Origin of the sequence: Janthinobacterium sp. SUN026, from assembly GCF_030397625.1 — a bacterium.
Taxonomy (GTDB): Bacteria; Pseudomonadota; Gammaproteobacteria; order Burkholderiales; family Burkholderiaceae_D; genus Janthinobacterium; species Janthinobacterium kumbetense.
In genome coordinates, this window is the sequence record NZ_JAPQNU010000001.1 from 577,127 (window position 1) to 593,234 (window position 16,108).

General features: G+C 62.6%; 15 protein-coding genes and 1 pseudogene. 4 read left to right on the top strand and 12 right to left on the bottom strand.

Going from position 1 to position 16,108, the window contains the following annotated elements:
* Positions 1–19: 19 nt before the first annotated feature.
* Together OX459_RS02720 and OX459_RS02725 are read left to right on the top strand one after the other, a co-directional pair.
* A complete protein-coding gene (locus tag OX459_RS02720; RefSeq protein WP_289903715.1) occupies positions 20–1,615 on the top strand; it encodes an ATP-binding protein in 1,596 nt (531 codons plus the stop codon).
* Positions 1,605–2,213, top strand: a complete 609-nt coding sequence (locus tag OX459_RS02725) for a response regulator (protein ID WP_216350414.1) — start codon at positions 1,605–1,607, stop codon at positions 2,211–2,213. Before OX459_RS02720 ends, OX459_RS02725 begins: the two co-directional genes overlap by 11 nt.
* Positions 2,214–2,228: 15 nt before the next feature.
* Here OX459_RS02725 and OX459_RS02730 read toward each other — a convergent pair whose 3' ends face one another.
* The 4 genes and pseudogenes from OX459_RS02730 to OX459_RS02745 all read right to left on the bottom strand — a co-directional run.
* Positions 2,229–3,329: a glycosyltransferase family 9 protein gene (locus OX459_RS02730; protein WP_289903716.1), complete on the bottom strand. Its 1,101-nt coding sequence runs from the start codon at positions 3,327–3,329 to the stop codon at positions 2,229–2,231.
* Positions 3,330–3,364: 35 nt separating this feature from the next.
* Positions 3,365–5,098 (bottom strand): lipid A export permease/ATP-binding protein MsbA, encoded by a 1,734-nt coding sequence (gene msbA / locus OX459_RS02735; protein WP_289903717.1) that lies wholly within the window; start codon positions 5,096–5,098, stop codon positions 3,365–3,367.
* Between the two features lie 51 nt (positions 5,099–5,149).
* Complete coding sequence (locus tag OX459_RS02740; protein ID WP_289903718.1) at positions 5,150–6,364, bottom strand: O-antigen ligase family protein; 1,215 nt, start codon at positions 6,362–6,364, stop codon at positions 5,150–5,152.
* Between the two features lie 252 nt (positions 6,365–6,616).
* Positions 6,617–7,855: pseudogene (locus OX459_RS02745) on the bottom strand (malic enzyme-like NAD(P)-binding protein); the annotation flags it as partial.
* 207 nt (positions 7,856–8,062) lie between these two features.
* On the opposite strand from OX459_RS02745, the gene OX459_RS02750 reads away from it, so the two are divergent.
* Positions 8,063–9,088 carry a LacI family DNA-binding transcriptional regulator gene (locus OX459_RS02750; protein WP_289903719.1) on the top strand — a complete coding sequence of 342 codons (1,026 nt, stop codon included), beginning with the start codon at positions 8,063–8,065 and terminating at the stop codon, positions 9,086–9,088.
* Positions 9,089–9,161: 73 nt separating this feature from the next.
* Positions 9,162–9,701 (top strand): hypothetical protein, encoded by a 540-nt coding sequence (locus tag OX459_RS02755; protein ID WP_289903721.1) that lies wholly within the window; start codon positions 9,162–9,164, stop codon positions 9,699–9,701.
* Here the strand turns inward: OX459_RS02755 and OX459_RS02760 are convergent.
* The 8 genes from OX459_RS02760 to hemF form a co-directional block, all read right to left on the bottom strand.
* Positions 9,677–10,303 carry a LysE family translocator gene (locus tag OX459_RS02760; protein ID WP_289903722.1) on the bottom strand — a complete coding sequence of 209 codons (627 nt, stop codon included), beginning with the start codon at positions 10,301–10,303 and terminating at the stop codon, positions 9,677–9,679. The two genes, OX459_RS02755 and OX459_RS02760, sit on opposite strands and share 25 nt — an antisense overlap.
* 79 nt (positions 10,304–10,382) lie before the next feature.
* Complete coding sequence (locus OX459_RS02765) at positions 10,383–11,171, bottom strand: AraC family transcriptional regulator (protein WP_289903723.1); 789 nt, start codon at positions 11,169–11,171, stop codon at positions 10,383–10,385.
* 2 nt (positions 11,172–11,173) lie between these two features.
* Positions 11,174–12,637, bottom strand: a complete 1,464-nt coding sequence (rng, locus tag OX459_RS02770; protein WP_099666686.1) for a ribonuclease G — start codon at positions 12,635–12,637, stop codon at positions 11,174–11,176.
* A 41-nt stretch (positions 12,638–12,678) separates the two neighbouring features.
* Positions 12,679–13,299 carry a Maf family protein gene (locus OX459_RS02775; RefSeq protein ID WP_289903724.1) on the bottom strand — a complete coding sequence of 207 codons (621 nt, stop codon included), beginning with the start codon at positions 13,297–13,299 and terminating at the stop codon, positions 12,679–12,681.
* Positions 13,300–13,306: 7 nt separating this feature from the next.
* Positions 13,307–13,777 carry a 23S rRNA (pseudouridine(1915)-N(3))-methyltransferase RlmH gene (gene rlmH, locus OX459_RS02780; RefSeq protein ID WP_034747108.1) on the bottom strand — a complete coding sequence of 157 codons (471 nt, stop codon included), beginning with the start codon at positions 13,775–13,777 and terminating at the stop codon, positions 13,307–13,309.
* A gap of 6 nt (positions 13,778–13,783) precedes the next feature.
* On the bottom strand, positions 13,784–14,473 hold the full coding sequence (gene rsfS, locus OX459_RS02785) for a ribosome silencing factor (protein ID WP_289903725.1): 690 nt from the start codon (positions 14,471–14,473) through the stop codon (positions 13,784–13,786).
* The gene (nadD, locus tag OX459_RS02790) at positions 14,474–15,121 is read right to left on the bottom strand and encodes a nicotinate (nicotinamide) nucleotide adenylyltransferase (protein ID WP_257218867.1); all 648 of its coding nucleotides are present in this window, start codon (positions 15,119–15,121) and stop codon (positions 14,474–14,476) included.
* 20 nt (positions 15,122–15,141) lie between these two features.
* On the bottom strand, positions 15,142–16,056 hold the full coding sequence (gene hemF, locus OX459_RS02795; RefSeq protein WP_289903726.1) for an oxygen-dependent coproporphyrinogen oxidase: 915 nt from the start codon (positions 16,054–16,056) through the stop codon (positions 15,142–15,144).
* Positions 16,057–16,108: the final 52 nt, after the last annotated feature.

Sequence of the window (16,108 nt, forward strand, 5' to 3'; positions counted from 1 at the left end):
ACAGTTAAAAAACACCGTTATGCGCCCATTCCTGTCCCGCTACCTGCCGTATCCCGCCTTTGTCGGCCTGTATCTGCTGTTTGACTGGGCCACGTATATCGACCCGATGTACGGGCTGAACATCACCCCGTGGAATCCCGATCCCGCGCTGGGCCTGGTATTTTGGCTGATCCACGGCCGCAAGGCGGCGCTGCCGTGGTTTATCGCCCTGGTGGCCGGCGAGGTGCTGGTGCGCGGCATGCCGGCAGGCCTGCCCCTGACCTTGCTCTGTTCGGCGTGGCTGATGCTCGGCTATGGCGGTATCGGCGCAGTCTTGCGCCGCAGTTTCAGCAGCAGCGACATTTTCGACAACCGGCGCCGCCTGAGCGCCTGGGTTGCCATCGTGCTGCTGGGCACCGTGCTCAATGCGCTCGGCTACATTTCCCTGCTGTCGCTGACGGGACGCATCCCGGCTGGCGAATGGGGGACGGCAGTCTGGCGCTTCGGCATCGGCGACATGGTCGGCATGCTGGTATCGATGCCGCTGATCTGGGTGCTGTTCAGCGAGCGGGGGCGCGAACGCCTGCATGCCGCCGTCTGGCGCTGGGAAACCCTGGCGTATCTGGCCCTGGCCAGCTTCGTGCTGTGGAGCCTTTTCGGCTCCATCGTGCGTTCCGAATACAAGCATTTCTATTTCCTGTTTCTTCCCGTGATCTGGGCCGCCTCGCGTCAGGGCTTGCATGGCGCCGTGCTGGCCGTGTTTGTATTGCAACTATGCATCATTACCCTGGTGAAATGGACGCATGCGGTCGATATCCAGTTTTATGAATTGCAGCTGCTCGATGCCGTGCTGGCGCTGGTGGGGTTTTTTATCGGCATCGTCGTCGATGAAATGCGCCAGGTGGCCGATGAATTGAAACACACGATGCGCCTGGCGGCCGCCGGCGAGATGGCGGCGGCGCTCGCGCATGAGCTGAACCAGCCGCTGACGGCCTTGTCGACCTATGGCAAGGCGTGCGAATACCTGCTGGAACGGGGCGAGACTGGCGCCCTGCTGCAGGGCGCCGTGGGACATATGATCGTCGAATCGGGACGCGCCGCGGACGTGGTGCGCCGCCTGCGCGACTTTTTCCGCACCGGCGCGATGCAGCTCGAAGCGGTGGAGGCGAGCGCCTTGATCGAGGGCATGGCGCGCCAGTTCACGCCGCTGTTTCATGAGCATGGCATCGAACTGGTGCTGGCGCCGCCGTCGCCGCTGGCCGTCAACGCCGACCGCCTGCAAATCGAGCTGGTATTGCGTAATTTATTGGCCAATGCGCAGGATGCGGTGATGGGCCAGCCGCGCGGCCGGCGCCGCATCACGGTCTCTGCCGAGCGGCTCGAAGGCGGGCGGCTGCGGCTGTCCGTGGAGGATAGCGGCCCCGGCATTTCCAATAGCCTGGCGGCACGCCTGTTCGAACCGTTCGTCTCGACCAAGGCCAGCGGCCTGGGCCTGGGGCTGGTGCTCAGCCGCAGCATCGTCGAAGCGCATGGCGGCCAGCTATGGGCCGAAGTGGGCAAGCATGGCATTTTTCGTTTTGTCCTGCCCCTGGCGCGCGCCAGCGCGGCCGCTACAGGAGAGTATGGTGACAAGTAATTTGACGGTGTTTATCGTGGATGACGATCCCGCCGTGCGCGATGCGCTGGGTTTGCTGCTGGGCATACGCGGCTACCGCACGGCCCTGTTTTCCTGCGGCGAGGATTTCCTGCACAGCTGGCGGCCCGAGTGGGCCGGCTGCCTGCTGATCGATATCCGCATGTCCGGCATGGATGGCCTGAGCCTGCAGCGTCGCTTGCTGGAGCTGAAATGCATGCTACCCATCATCATTATCACGGGACACGGCGACGTCACCCTGGCACGCCAGGCCTTCAAGGCGCAGGCCAGCGATTTCCTGGAAAAACCGTTTGACCACGACAAGCTGCTGGCCGCCATCGACGAAGCGTTTTCGCGCGAGGCGCATGCGCGCGGCCAATTGCTGCGCCAGGTGGAGGGGCAAGCCTTGCTGCGCGCGCTGACGCCGCGCGAGCGGGAAGTGATGCATCTGGTGGTGACGGGCCAGCACAACCGCGATATCGCCCCGGCACTGGGCATTTCCGTGCGCACGGTGGAAGTGCACAAGGCGCGCCTGATGGACAAGCTGGGGGTCGACAATGTAGCCGACCTGGTGCGCATCAGCATGCTGGGCACCGGCTAGCCGCTGCCGCGTTGCCTAGGCGACGGTCTGCAATACCTGATCGACCGAAATCGCCTTGACCCAGTCGCTGCGCCGGGCCACCGTGATGACGGTGCTGTTGGCGCTGTCGAACGGCGCCCATTCCGGATTTTTCTTGCGCATCAGCGCCACTACGGGCACATGCACGGCGTTCGCCAGGTGCATGATCGACGTTTCCACCGAAATAATCAGGTCGCATTGCGCCAGCATGGCCGGCAGCTGGAAAAAGTTGTCGACGGCACTGAAGGCTTGCGTGCGCGGCAAGCCATGCGCCTGCACGACGGCATTCACCTTGGCCAGTTCCTGCGGCATGGCATTGATCAGGAAACAGGCATTTGCCCACTTTGGCATCGCCTGCATGCGCGCGATCAGTTCGGCAATGCGCTCCAGCGGCCAGCCGCGCTTGTGCGACTTGGCAAACGGATTCAATAGCACCAGCGGACCCTGGCGCGGGGCAAAGCCCCAGGCGGCCAGCTGCTCCTGCGCCTGCTGCAGTGCCTGCTCGGGAATGTGCACGAAGGGATAGCGTTCGGCCACGGGAATATCGAGTCCCGTCAATTGATGGAACCAGTCTGCATACACGCTGCTGATATGGTGCTCGCCCGCATCCTGGCCCGCATACGAGGCCAGTACGGCATCGATCTTGCGGTAGGCCAGGTAATGCCAGGGGCGTAGCGGGCTGAACGGTTTGCGCGTGCCGATCACCAGCCCATGCGGGCTGATCGCGCGGGCAAGGTCCGCATACTGCTGTGGCCGCACGTGGGCCAGCGACACGACGACAGGATAGTGTTCCGCCTGGGCTTCGCGCAGTGACTCTTCGTACAGCGCCGGGCTGTAGGTCTTGCGGTACACCTTGGCGAACAGGCCCGACTGTTCCACCCAGTCGTACAGCGAATAGGTGCGCAAGCCTTCCCATTGCCTGGAGTCGGACGTGCGGCGGACTTCATCGACCCACAGGTGGATCTGGATATGGGGATAGGCCGCGGCAAAGGCGCGGAAACCGTTTTGCAGATAGGTAAAGTCTCCCAGCGCCAGATGGGCGATGAAAAGAATTTTGTCCGACTTTTGTAGAAGTTCGGCGGGAATCAAAGGCGTCATGTATCAGTACGATTTCAGGTATTCATTCGATGGCGTCAAACCATTTGCTGGGAAAACTGCAGGCGATGCAGATTGGCATACGCGCCGTTGGCTTCCAATAATTGCTGGTGACTGCCGGTTTCCATTATTTTCCCGTGTGACAATACCACGATACGGTCCGCACGTTCAATTGTTGATAGCCTATGAGCAATAACTAAGGTGGTTTTACCTTGCATCAGGTGCTCCAGTGCCGCTTGCACGGCTCGTTCCGCCTCCGTATCCAGTGCCGAGGTGGCTTCATCTAGGATCAGGATGGGCGCATCCTTGTAGATCGCGCGGGCGATGGCCACGCGCTGGCGCTGGCCGCCGGACAGGCGCGAGCCATTGTCGCCCAGGCGCGTTTCCAGGCCATCGGGCAAGCCGTCGATGACGTCCGAGAGGAAGGCGGCGGCGGCCGCCGCTTCGATACGCTGCCGGTCCGGCGTTGCATCGCCATACGCGATATTGGCGGCCAGGGTATCGTCGAACAGCACCACCTGCTGGCTGACCATGGCGATCTGGCTGCGCAGGCTGGTCAGGGCGATGGCATCGATATTCTGCCCATCGAGCAAGATCTCGCCACTGCTGGCCGAATAAAAACCGGGCAGCAGGCTGACCAGGGTCGATTTGCCACCCCCGGACATGCCGACAAAGGCGACCGTTTGTCCTGGCGCAATGCTCAGGTCGATGTGCCGCAGAGCCGGCTCCTGATGTCCGGGGTAGGCAAAGCTCACGTCCTTGAATTCGATGCGGCCTTTGCTGCGGCCAGCGAGCGGCGTGCCGCCCGTGCGTTCCGGCGTCTTGTCGATCAGCAAAAAGACTTCTTCCGCAGCAGCCATGCCGCGCTGCAGGGGGCCGTTGACTTCAGCCAGTTGCTTCAGGGGCGTCAACAGCATCAGCATGGCCGTGATGAAGGATACGAAGCCGCCCACCGTGATTTGGCCCTGCTCCGACTGGAACAGGGCCATCACGATGACCAGGGCCACGGCGGCGGCCGTGATCACCTGGGTGATGGGCACGGTGGCGGAAAAGGTCGTGGTCATGCGCATGCTGTAGCGGCGCAATTGCTCGGCACGCTCTTCGAAGCGCGCTTTTTCGTAGTCCTGGCCGCCAAAGATCTTGATCACCTGCTGGGCGCGCGTGGTTTCCTCGATGACCTGGGTCAACTCGGCATTGACGGCCAGCGAGTCGCGGTTGAGTTTTTTCAGGCGCTTGCCCGTGGTGCGCACGACGATGGTCAGCAGGGGCAGCAGCACCAGGGTCACGAGGGTCAGCACCCAGTTCAGGTACAGCAGCCACGCCAGCAGGCCCAACACGGTCAGCGAGGAGCGCACGATCGAGGTAAACACCTTGGTCACCATCTCGATGATCTGCTGCACCTCAAACATGATGGAGTTGATGACTTTGCCCACCGTGTGCGTATTGTAGAAGTCGATGGGCAAGTTGAGCATGCTGGCAAACATCCTGCGCCGCAACTCGTTGAGGATGCGCGTGGAGACATAGCTCATCAGGTAGCTGCTGGCAAACGTCGACGCGCCGCGCATGGCAAAGATGCCGATGACGATCAGCGGCACCAGCCAGAATGAAAAATTCACCTTGCCGCCAAAACCATTGTCGAGCAGCAGTTTGAGCGCATACGGCAGCAGCGGTTCCGTGGCCGCCGTGACGACCATCGCCAGCAAGGCCAGGGCCAGGTGTTTTTTGTAGGGCGCGTGCAGCGCAGTGAGGCGCTTCAGGTCGGGCGTGAGCATCAGTATGGTTCCTTGCAGGGGACAGCAAAAACGGTCAGGCGAAAAACGAGCTCAGGCAATGCGTTCTTGCTGACGCAGCATGGCCCACAGTATCACCATCGGGAAGACCAGCATGATGATGCCGATATTCAGGGTGAGCGAGCTCGTCGTCAGGCCAAAAATCATGTAGCACGTGCATAGCACCACGCCGGCCAGCGCATAGGGCTGGGCCGCAGCGCCACCGCGCCGCAGGGCCCGCGCGAAGAGCGCCAGCGGCACCAGGAACAGGGCCAGCAGGGCCAGTACGCCGGTGACGCCGCGCTTGACCAGCACATCCAGGTAGTCGTTATGGGCATTCGTATAGTTACGGATCACTGCAGACATCTTTCCCTCGTCTGCCAGCGCATATTTTTGCGCCAGGTAGCCCGTGCGTCCCATGCCTGTCCACATAGTATGCGCATCGACCATTTGCAGGGTAAGACGCCACATTTCCATGCGCTCGCCGATGGAAGTGTTGATGGTGTCATTGTTGTCGAACTTTTCCAGCTCGCTTATGGCGGTGGTCGCGCGTTCGCGTAATGTCGAGTTCGGCATGAGATATGCTGCTGCGCCCATGGCGAGCAGGAGTGCCAGGGCGCCGCCAAGATAACGTTTTCCATGTGCCTTGGCGTAGTGGACCGCGATGAGGCAGATACAGATGGGCAGGGCGAGCCAGCCGCTACGGCTGCCGCTGATAAGGGAACCAAGGATGCCTGCCAGGCCGCCGGCGAGCAATAGAAGCGTCCAGGCCGTGCGCTGGCTTTGCGCGCGCGCCCAGCCAAGGCCGCTTAGCGCAAGCATACCCAACAGCATACTGACATTCCCGTAATGGATGGCATTGCTGGTTGCGGCCAGGGGACGTTCCATCTGCAGCGCGAACAGTTGCCAGGTCGCCAGCATGACGCCAGCGATGGCACCGATGGACAGGCCGCCCCACCAGGCAGCGGGCGCGGGCGGATACGCCAGCAGCAGCAGCAGTACCGGCACGGCCAGCAGTGCCCTCAACGGTATGTCGATTTCGCGTGCGGGATCGCCGTGGTACAGCATATTGGCGGTAAAAATAAAGAAGTAGGCCAGCAGGACACCCATCAGCAAGTAGTCCTTGCGCTGCAATGCCGAGCTTGAGCGTTTCCACAACAAGGAGATGCTGGCCAGCAGCAGCACCAGGGCGCCAAGGGAATATCCGCTGTTGACCGCCAACGCCAATGCCGAAAAGAGAAAAACACAAACAGAGGTCAGGCCGAGCATGAATATCCTTGTTAACGCACGTCGTCGCCATTATGGCAACTGTAGCAACATAAAGTAGGCGTCATTGTAATCGAAGGGGGCAGCAAAAACGTCCTTGGGGGATTTACTCTTCGATAACTGTATAGGCGATCTCAAGGGGGAAATGAAAAAAACCATGGTTTTTAGCCATGGTTTTTTTGTAAGCAATGGTAACTTGCTGTTATTTTGACAAGGCAGCTAGGCCGCTCACGCGTTTCAGGCGGTGGCTGGCACGCGGGTGGCCACGCCGGTGGCGATGGCCGCTTGCGACACGGCAGGCGCGACCCAGCTGCGCAGGCGCTCATCGAACGGCGATGGAATCAGTTGTAACGGCGTCAGGGCGCTGGTGGTGTGGCCCGGCAATGGTTCCTTGGCCAGCGCGGCGATGGCGCGCACGCAGGCCAGCTTCATCTCTTCATTGATGGTGGTGGCGCCCACGTCGAGCGCGCCACGGAAGATGTACGGGAAGCACAGCACGTTATTGATCTGGTTCGGGTAGTCCGAACGGCCCGTGGCCACGATGGCGTCGTCGCGCACGGCATGCACTTTTTCCGGGGCAATTTCCGGATGCGGATTGGCCAGGGCAAAGATCAGCGGCTTGGCGGCCATCGATTCGACCATCTGCGCGCTCACCACGCCGCCCTTCGAGACGCCGATGAAAATGTCGGCGCCAACCATGGCGTCGGCCAGGTCGCGGTCGCTGGTGTCGTTCGCGTAGCGCGCCTTGTTCTCTTCCATGCTGGCATCGCGGCCCGGGTAGATCACGCCTTGGCTGTCGCACACTTTCAGCAGCGATTTATTCAGGCCCAGCGAGACGAGCAAGTCCAGGCAGGCGATCGAGGCCGCGCCGGCGCCCGAGACAGCCACTTTCACGTTGCCGATATCCTTGCCCACCAGTTCCAGGCCGTTCAGGATGCCGGCCGCGACGATGATGGCCGTGCCATGCTGGTCGTCGTGGAAGACGGGAATATTCATACGCTTGCGCAATTGCTGTTCGATATAGAAGCAGTCGGGCGCCTTGATGTCTTCCAGGTTGATGCCGCCGAAGGTCGGCTCCATGCGCACCACCGTGTCGATGAACAGGTCGGGATCGTTCTCGGCCAGTTCGATGTCGAACACGTCGACGTCGGCAAATTGCTTGAACAGGCAAGCTTTGCCTTCCATCACCGGTTTGCTGGCCAGCGGACCGATATCGCCCAGGCCCAGCACGGCCGTGCCGTTGGTGATCACGGCCACCAGGTTGCTGCGCGACGTGTAGGTGCCGGCCGTGCGCGGATCTTCCACGATCGCTTCGCAAGCGAAGGCCACGCCCGGCGAGTACGCCAGGGTCAGCGCGCGGGCGTCGCCCAGCGGTTTGGTTGGCGTGACGGAAATCTTGCCTGCGCGAGGTTCGGCGTGATAGGCGAGGGCGGCTTCTTTCAGGTTGAAGGTTTCGCCGTTCTGTTCGGCGTGCTTGCTGTGCGAAGTAGACATAGGAATTCTGGGAAGGGCATACAGGGCCCGAGTGGTCAATCCGAGCCATGTTATGCAAGCGTTTGCACGCTGTCAAGGCTGGATTGTACTTAAGAGTGTCAAAACCGCTTTGGGAAACGGCTTTATCTTAATGCAAGCGTTTGCTCGGTTTTTGACGGAATGGGGAATTTTTACGATAAAATCACGGTATTGCGATCCGGGAAGCCCATGACAAACAAGAACCCCACCTTAAGCGACGTCGCGCGGGCCAGTGGCGTGCACTTTTCCACCGTTTCACGCGTGATGAACCCGGCAACGCGGCAAATGGTCAGCGTCGAGGTGGCCGCGCGCGTGCTGGCCGAAGCAGGCCGGCTCGGTTACCGGCCGAACCGCGCCGCCTCCACCCTCGTCACGCGCAAGTCGCGCATCATCGGCGTGGTCTTGCCCGACATTACCAACGCGGTTTTTCCGCCTATCCTGCTGGGCATCGAGGAAGGCTTGCGCAAGCATGGCTACCTGGCCATCGTCGCCAATGTCGGCGCCGACGAGGAAGAGCAGCTGTTCGTCATCAACCGCCTGCTGGGGCAGCAGGTCGATGGCCTGATTTTGGCTACCGCACGGCGCGACGATCCCGTCATCAAGATGTGCATCGACCAGAATGTGCCGGTGGTTACCGTCAACCGCAGCGACGAGACGGGCGTCGCTTCCTGCGTCGTCAGCGACGACGTGGTCGGCATGCGCCTTGCCGTGGAACACTTGCTGGCGCTGGGTCACCGGCATATCGCGCATATTGCCGGCCCGGAAAACCTGTCCACGGGCCACGTGCGCCGCCTCGGTTTCCTGGCCGCCATCCAGGCCAGCGAACTCGATCCCTCGCAAGCCTTCGTGTTTGAAAGCAGCGGCTATTCGCGCGAATGCGGCAAGGCCGCCCTGCTGGAACTGCTGCGCCAGTCGCCGCAGACGACGGCCGTGGTGACGGGCAGCGATCTCGTGGCCCTCGGCTGCTACGACGCCATCCGCGAACTGGGCTTGAGCTGCCCCGAAGATATTTCTGTCGTGGGCCACAACGACATGCCCTACATGGACATGATCCGCCCGCCCCTGACCACTATCCGCATCCGCCACCACGGCATCGGCACGGAAGCGGCCCGGCTGATCCTGCAAACCATCGATTCGCCCGATTCCGCCGTGCTCGACGTGCGCCTGAAACCCGAGCTGGTGGTGCGCGAATCGACGGCCGTTCCCCGGGGCTGAGGCCGCGCCTGGGGCCGCGCCGCCGCAAGGTGGTACACTGGCGCCCCTCAACGTATTTTGCCCCTCTATCGCCATGACCAAAACCAACACGCCTTCCCCGAAACGCCGCGAAGAGGGCGTCGCCAAGCTGACCGTCAATCCCTTCCTCGATGCCGAGTTTTACGCGCGCATGCGCGACTACACGGAGCGCGATGCGGCCATCATCAAGGAATTGAAGGCGATCGCCGAGATCCGCGCCGGCAACAAGCAGCCCGATCCCCGCCTGGCGCCGTCGTTGGAAGCCCTGCGCGGCACCGTCAAGAAAGGCTTGAGCTTTGGCGAAATGCTGGAGCGTATGGCCGCCGGCAAGGAAAAAGGCTTGTGGGAGCCGTGGATGACGACCTTCGGCATTGAAATTCGCGCCGTCAACTACGGCGCCGGCCCGCGCAACGCCTGCCTGGTGCTGGATCTGGCCGCGAATGCCCCCGCGCACGCCATGTTCGCCAAGGCGGGCATCCAGAACTGGCGCAGCCTGGCCGCCGACGACTGCTCCGTCGTGCGCTCGGAAAAGGCGACGGAAACCACGCCCTTGAAAGTGTATGCCGTGTTTTACCTGGATCCGCTGCCAGCCTGATCCGCCAGCAGCACCAGCGCCAGCACGATCAGCACCACGCCCGACAGCCGTTCCAGCGACGGCAGCGCGCGCGCAAAGCGCTGCCGCAGGGCGGCGCTGCCGATGGCCAGCGCCACCGCCATATCCCACGCCAGCACGGCAAAGACCATCCACGCGCCATATGCGACCATCGCAGCGGGACTCGTCTGCCTGGCGGCCAGCACGGTGGCCAGGCTGACATAGAACAGCGCATTCTTCGGGTTCAGGATGGCGGAGACAAACCCCATCGCGACACTACCGCGCCAGCGCGCCTTGCCGGTGGTGGGCTTTGCCTCCAGGCTGTTCTTGCCTGCATGGCGCAGGAACAGCCAGCCCAGGTACAGCAGATAGGCGCATCCAGCCAGCCGCACCAGCATGAATGCCGTGCTGCCCGCCCGCAGCACCGATAGTCCCGCAAACGCCGCCACGATAAACACCGCATTGGCCACGGTAATGCCCACGCACGTGCCGGCGGCGCCGCGCCAGCCATGGGCCAGCGAGGTGCGCGCGATCAGGAAAAAATCGGGACCGGGCGACAGCAGGGAAAGAAAGTGGGCGGCGGCGATGAAGAGAAAATCCTGCATGGAGTTTGGCTCCGGCAATGGCGATGCGCGAGTATGCCGGGGCTGGCGACAGCCTGTATTGAAGAAAATTGCAGGCGTTCTAGCTGCCCTGGCCCCGATAGCGCCCCGGCGTGATGCCCGCATGCGCCTTGAACACGCGCTGCAGGTGGCTCTGGTCGGCAAAGCCCAGTTCATGCGCCAGTTGCGCCAACGCCGTCCCGGCCTGCAAGCGGTTGCGCGCGCGGTTGACGTGCATATTCAGCTGGTAGGCATGCGGCGTCAGGCCCGTGGCGGCGCGAAAGGCGCGGATCAATTGATACGGGCTCAGGCTTGCTGCCTCCGCCAGTTGCCGCAGGCTGGCCGAGGGCAGCGCCTGCAGCGTTGCGAGCACGGGCGCCAGCTGCTGAGGCACCGGCTTGCGTTCCGACGGCAGCCGATCCGCACAGGCGCTGGCGCAGTCGCCCAGGAACGCCAGCAGCGCCGCATTTTTCTCCGCCGCGCTGGCCCTTGAAAACAGCAGCGCATTCAGGGTGCAAAACTGCGCGTACAGCAGCGGGCAGTGCAACACCGCCGCCGTATCGCCATCGAGCGCCGGCGCGTGTGCCTGCAGCCACTGCGCATCGAGATGCAGCATCTGGTAGCTCCACAGGGCGTCAGGCAGGGGATTGCAGGCGTGTACGCAGCCGGCCGGCACCAGCACCAGGCTGCCATTGCCGAGTGCGACCTTGCCGTCTTTGCTGCCCGTAAAGATGCTGCCGCCAGAGTCGACGGCGCCGATGGAAAACGTGGGATGGCTGTGGGGCTTGTAGCAAGCCCGGCTGTGGCAGGCGCGCCGGCTCTCCACGTGAGGGAGAGACGGGTCGCGCCAGAAGGCGGTGGTGCCCGGCATGACTACATCAGAATCACGTCGTACTGCTCCTGGTGGTAGGCATTCTCCACCTGCAGCGAGATTTTCTTGCCGATGAAATCGCCCAGCATGGCCAGGTGCTGCGATTCTTCTTCGAGGAATAAATCCACGACTTCCTGCGAGGCGAGGATGCGGAATTCGCGCGGGTTGAACTGCTTTGCTTCGCGCAGCAGTTCGCGCAGGATTTCATAGCAGATCGTGCGCGAGGTTTTCACTTGCCCCTTGCCGGCGCAGGCGGGGCATGGCTCGCACAGGATATGGGCCAGCGATTCGCGCGTGCGCTTGCGCGTCATTTCCACCAGGCCCAGTGGCGAGAAATTGCTCACCGAGACCTTGGTGCGGTCGCGCGACAGAGTGCGTTTCAGTTCGGCCAGCACGGCGTTGCGGTGCTCGGCGTTGTCCATGTCGATGAAGTCGAGGATGATGATGCCGCCCAGGTTGCGCAGGCGCAGCTGGCGCGCGATGGCGTGCGCCGCTTCCAGGTTGGTTTTGAAAATCGTGTCGGCAAAATTGCGTCCGCCGACGAAGCCGCCCGTGTTGACGTCGATGGTGGTCATCGCCTCCGTCTGGTCGACGATCAGGTAGCCGCCCGATTTCAGGTCGACCCGGCGGCCCAGGGCGCGCAAGATCTCTTCTTCCACACCGTACAGGTCGAACAGGGGCCGCTCGCCCGTGTAGTGCTGCAGGCGCGTCAGTTCGCTGGGCGTGTAGATTTCCGCGAATTCGCGCAATTTCACGTAGTTTTCGCGTGAATCGACCTGGATGGTGGCCGTTTCATCGCCGACGAAATCGCGCAGCACGCGTTGCGCCAGGCTCAAGTCCTGGTGCAGCAGGCTGGTGGCGGGGCGCGTGCGCGCACCGTGCGTGATCGTGCTCCAGGTTTTTCTCAGGTAGTCGACGTCCGCCTTCAAGTCCGCGTCGGACGCGTCTTCAGCCATGGTGCGCACGATGTAGCCGCCCTTTTCATCGGTGGGCAGCAGGCTTTGCAGGCGCACGCGCAGCTGCTCGCGCTCCGCTTCCTTCTCGATCTTCTGCGAGATGCCGATGTGCTTGTCCTGCGGCAGGTACACCAGCATGCGCCCGGCGATGGAAATCTGCGTCGACAGGCGCGCGCCCTTGGTGCCGATCGGGTCCTTGATTACCTGTACCGTCAGTACCTGGCCGTCAAACAGGATTTTCTCGATGGGCGCCGGCGTGGCGTTCTGGCCGTCGTGGCCGCGCGCTTCCCAGATGTCGGCCACGTGGAGGAAGGCGGCCCGTTCCAGGCCGATGTCGATGAAGGCCGACTGCATGCCCGGCAATACGCGCACCACTTTGCCGGAATACACATTGCCGGCCAGGCCGCGCGTGAGCGTGCGCTCGATGTGCAATTCCTGCACGGCGCCCTGCAGGATGAGGGCGACGCGCGTTTCTTGCGGCGTGATATTGATCAGGATGTCTTCGTTCATGGAGGCGCGGGAGTGGAGGCAACGAATGACATCATACCCGATCAGGGCAGGGGCAAACCTGCCAGTCGTAGCAACTGTGCAGTTTCGTACAGGGGCAGGCCCATGATGCCGGAATGGCTGCCTTCGATGTGCTCTACGAACAGCGCGGCGCTGCCCTGGATGCCGTAGCCGCCGGCCTTGTCGTACGGTTCCGGCGTGGCGCAATACGCGGCGATCGAGGCGGGCGACAGCACGCCGAAGCGCACTTGCGAGATCTGCGTGCGCTGCTCGGCGAAATCCTTGTAGTGCACGGCGATCGAGGTGAGTACCTCGTGAGTGCGGCCAGACAGCTGCTGCAGCATGGCCACGGCCTCGGCCCGGTCTGCCGGCTTGCCGAGGATGACGCCGTCGATGGTGACGGTGGTATCGGCCGCCAGCACGGGGCGCGGGGTCAGGTGGCGGCGGCGCACCAGGTCCCAGGCGAAGGCGGCTTTTTCATTCGCCACGCGGGCCACATAGTCGAGCGCCGACTCGCCGGGGAGAACTTCCTCGGTGACGTCGGCGCCGCGCGGGCCGTCGCTGCGCAGCAGTAGCAACTCGAAATCGACGCCGATCTGGCGCAGCAATTCGCGCCGGCGCGGGCTTTTGGAGGCGAGATAGATCTTGTTATCGGCCGGTTTCATGGGGAATTCAGACGCGGTGGTAGGGGTGGTTTTGCGTGATAGACCAGGCGCGGTACAGCTGTTCGGCGAGGATCACGCGCACCACGCCGTGCGGTAGGGTCATGCTGGAAATGCGCAGCATGCCTTCGGCACGTGCCTTGAGTTGCGGATCGAGGCCGTCGGCGCCGCCGATCAGGAAGGCCGTGTCGCGGCCATCCTGTTGCCACGCCATCAGCTGCTGCGACAGGCCGACGCTGGTCAGGTCCTTGCCGCGTTCGTCGAGGGCGATGATGCGCACGCCCTTGGGCAGGACGGCTTCGATGCGTTCGCGTTCCAGCGCCATCGCCGTGGCTGCGGTCTTGCTGCCGGAACGCTCCACCGGCTTGATTTCTTTCAGCACGATGCGCAATTCCGGCGGCATGCGCTTCGCGTATTCCGCGAAGCCCGTCTCTATCCAGGCCGGCATTTTATGGCCGACCGCAGCGATGATGAGCTGCATCGAGGCTTACGCTTCGACTTTTTTGATACGCTTGATCACGGTTTTTGCCGGTGCAGCATCGGCTGCCGGCTTGGCCGCGCGTGGGGCGCGTACTTTTTTCTCCGGCAGCGCTTTCAGGGCTTTCACTGCGGCCGCTTCGGTCTTGGTTGGCGCGACTTTCACGGTCTTGCCGACGGCTTTGGAAGCGGTGGCTTTTTTTGCCGGGGCCTTCTTGGCGGCGGTGGTTGCCGCAGCTTTCTTGGCAGGCGCCTTTTTCTCGATCACGGGCGTCGCTTCCACATTGGCCTTGCTCGCTGCCAGATGGCCGCTGACCTTTTTCGGCTCGTCGCCGGCGGCTTTTTTCGGCGCGCGCTTGGCGGCACCCAGCTTGACCGGGGTATCGCCCCAGATTTCTTCCAGGCGGTAGTAGGCGCGGATAGGCGCTTGCATGATGTGGACGATCATGTCGCCCAGATCGACCAGCACCCATTCACCGGTGTCCTCGCCTTCCATGCCGATGATGTCGCCGCCGGCGTCCTTGACCTTGTTGCGCACCGAGGCGGCCAGCGCCTTGGTTTGACGGTTCGAGGTACCGGAAACGATCGCGATGCGGTCGAACAGGCTGGTCAGGTGACTCGTTTCGAAGACGGCGATGTCTTGGCCTTTGACGTCTTCAAGGGCGTCAACGACGAGGGTTTGCAGTTTTTTGATGTCCATTTAGCTTTTGTATAAATTATGTTGTTCAATATAGTCTAGCACTAGCGGGGAAACAAGCGGGTTTGCCCGATTCCCCCGTTGTAATGCCGCACGTATTTCGGTGGCGGAGATATCCACCGCGAAGTCCTGTGCCAGATAAGTCAGACCGTGCGGCGTGTTGCGGATGCTTTCCAGTGACCCCAGGCGGCGCGAAAATTCTTCGGCGACCACTTGCGGCACTGCGGTGTCATTCAGCGCGAAGCCGGGGCGGGCCGCGACGCAGATATGCGCGTATTCAAATAATTGCTGCCATTCGCGCCATGTCGCGAGCCGCTGCAGCTGGTCGGCGCCCATCAGGAAAACGATGGAAGCGCGCGGACCCAGCTCGGCGCGTACCTGGCGCAAGGTATCGATGGTGTAGCTGGCCTGGCCATGTTCGCTGCGCGCGATTTCCTGCCGGTCGATCACGACCGGCAGGGGCAGGCCGGCAAACGCCAGGCCTGCCATCTCGGCACGCTGCTGGCCCGTGGCGCCAAGCTTGCTTTTTTGCCAGGGCGCGCCTGCCGGAATCACGCGCAGTTCATCGGCGTGCAGCAGGCTGGAAAAATGCGTGCCCAGCGCGACATGCCCCATATGCACCGGATCGTAGCTGCCACCGAGCAGCGCCACGCATGCCCTGCTACCTGGGTTCACGCCTGCAGCCAGTCGCGATGCACGAGGAAGTCAGTATACAACGCCGCTTCGGGACTGCCCGCTTCCGGGTGCCAGTCGTAGCGCCACTTGACCACGGGCGGCATCGACATCAGGATCGCCTCGGTGCGTCCGCCCGACTGCAAGCCGAACAGGGTGCCGCGGTCGAACACCAGGTTGAACTCGACATAGCGTCCGCGCCGGTAGCACTGGAAGTCGCGTTCGCGTTCGCCGTAGGGCGTGTCCTTGCGGCGCGCCAGGATCGGCACATAGGCATCGATGAAGGCGTCGCCAGCGCTGCGCATCATCGCAAAGCTGTCGTCAAAGCCCAGGGCATTGAAATCGTCGAAGAAAATACCACCCGCGCCGCGCGCTTCGCGCCTGTGCTTCAGGTAGAAATAATCATCGCACCACTGCTTGAACTTCGGATGCAGTTCCTCGCCAAACGGCGCCAGCGCATCATGGCATACCTGGTGAAAGTGCTTCACGTCGCCCGCGTCGCCATAATACGGCGTCAGATCCATGCCGCCGCCGAACCACCATACGGGTTCGCCATCGGCATTCACGGTGGTGAAGAAACGCACATTCATGTGCACCGTGGGCGCATACGGATTACGCGGATGCAGCACCAGCGATACGCCCATCGCTTCCCACGCCTTGCCACCGAGTTCAGGGCGCGCGGCCGCTGCCGATGGCGGCAATGCGGCGCCGGTGACGTGCGAAAAATTCACGCCGCCACGCTCGAACACATTGCCTTCCTCGATCAGCCGCGAAATGCCGCCGCCGCCCTCGGGGCGCTGCCAGGCGTCGGTCAGGAAGGGCTTGCCGTCCTGCGCTTCGAGCGCCTGCACGATACGGTTTTGCAAATCGAGCAAATAGGCCTTGACGGCCGAAGGAGAGGGAGTTGACGACATCGCGTGGGCCGACGAGGCCGAAATAAAAAAGTAAGGACGGATTGTACCCTGT

Coding starts and splice junctions, on each gene's coding strand:
- OX459_RS02720 (WP_289903715.1), top strand. CDS start 20: ATGCGCCCATTCCTGTCCCGCTACCTGCCGTATCCCGCCTTTGTCGGC.
- OX459_RS02730 (WP_289903716.1), bottom strand. CDS start 3,329: ATGACGCCTTTGATTCCCGCCGAACTTCTACAAAAGTCGGACAAAATT.
- msbA (WP_289903717.1), bottom strand. CDS start 5,098: ATGCTCACGCCCGACCTGAAGCGCCTCACTGCGCTGCACGCGCCCTAC.
- OX459_RS02740 (WP_289903718.1), bottom strand. CDS start 6,364: ATGCTCGGCCTGACCTCTGTTTGTGTTTTTCTCTTTTCGGCATTGGCG.
- OX459_RS02750 (WP_289903719.1), top strand. CDS start 8,063: ATGACAAACAAGAACCCCACCTTAAGCGACGTCGCGCGGGCCAGTGGC.
- OX459_RS02755 (WP_289903721.1), top strand. CDS start 9,162: ATGACCAAAACCAACACGCCTTCCCCGAAACGCCGCGAAGAGGGCGTC.
- OX459_RS02760 (WP_289903722.1), bottom strand. CDS start 10,303: ATGCAGGATTTTCTCTTCATCGCCGCCGCCCACTTTCTTTCCCTGCTG.
- OX459_RS02765 (WP_289903723.1), bottom strand. CDS start 11,171: ATGCCGGGCACCACCGCCTTCTGGCGCGACCCGTCTCTCCCTCACGTG.
- rng (WP_099666686.1), bottom strand. CDS start 12,637: ATGAACGAAGACATCCTGATCAATATCACGCCGCAAGAAACGCGCGTC.
- OX459_RS02775 (WP_289903724.1), bottom strand. CDS start 13,299: ATGAAACCGGCCGATAACAAGATCTATCTCGCCTCCAAAAGCCCGCGC.
- rlmH (WP_034747108.1), bottom strand. CDS start 13,777: ATGCAGCTCATCATCGCTGCGGTCGGCCATAAAATGCCGGCCTGGATA.
- rsfS (WP_289903725.1), bottom strand. CDS start 14,473: ATGGACATCAAAAAACTGCAAACCCTCGTCGTTGACGCCCTTGAAGAC.
- hemF (WP_289903726.1), bottom strand. CDS start 16,056: ATGTCGTCAACTCCCTCTCCTTCGGCCGTCAAGGCCTATTTGCTCGAT.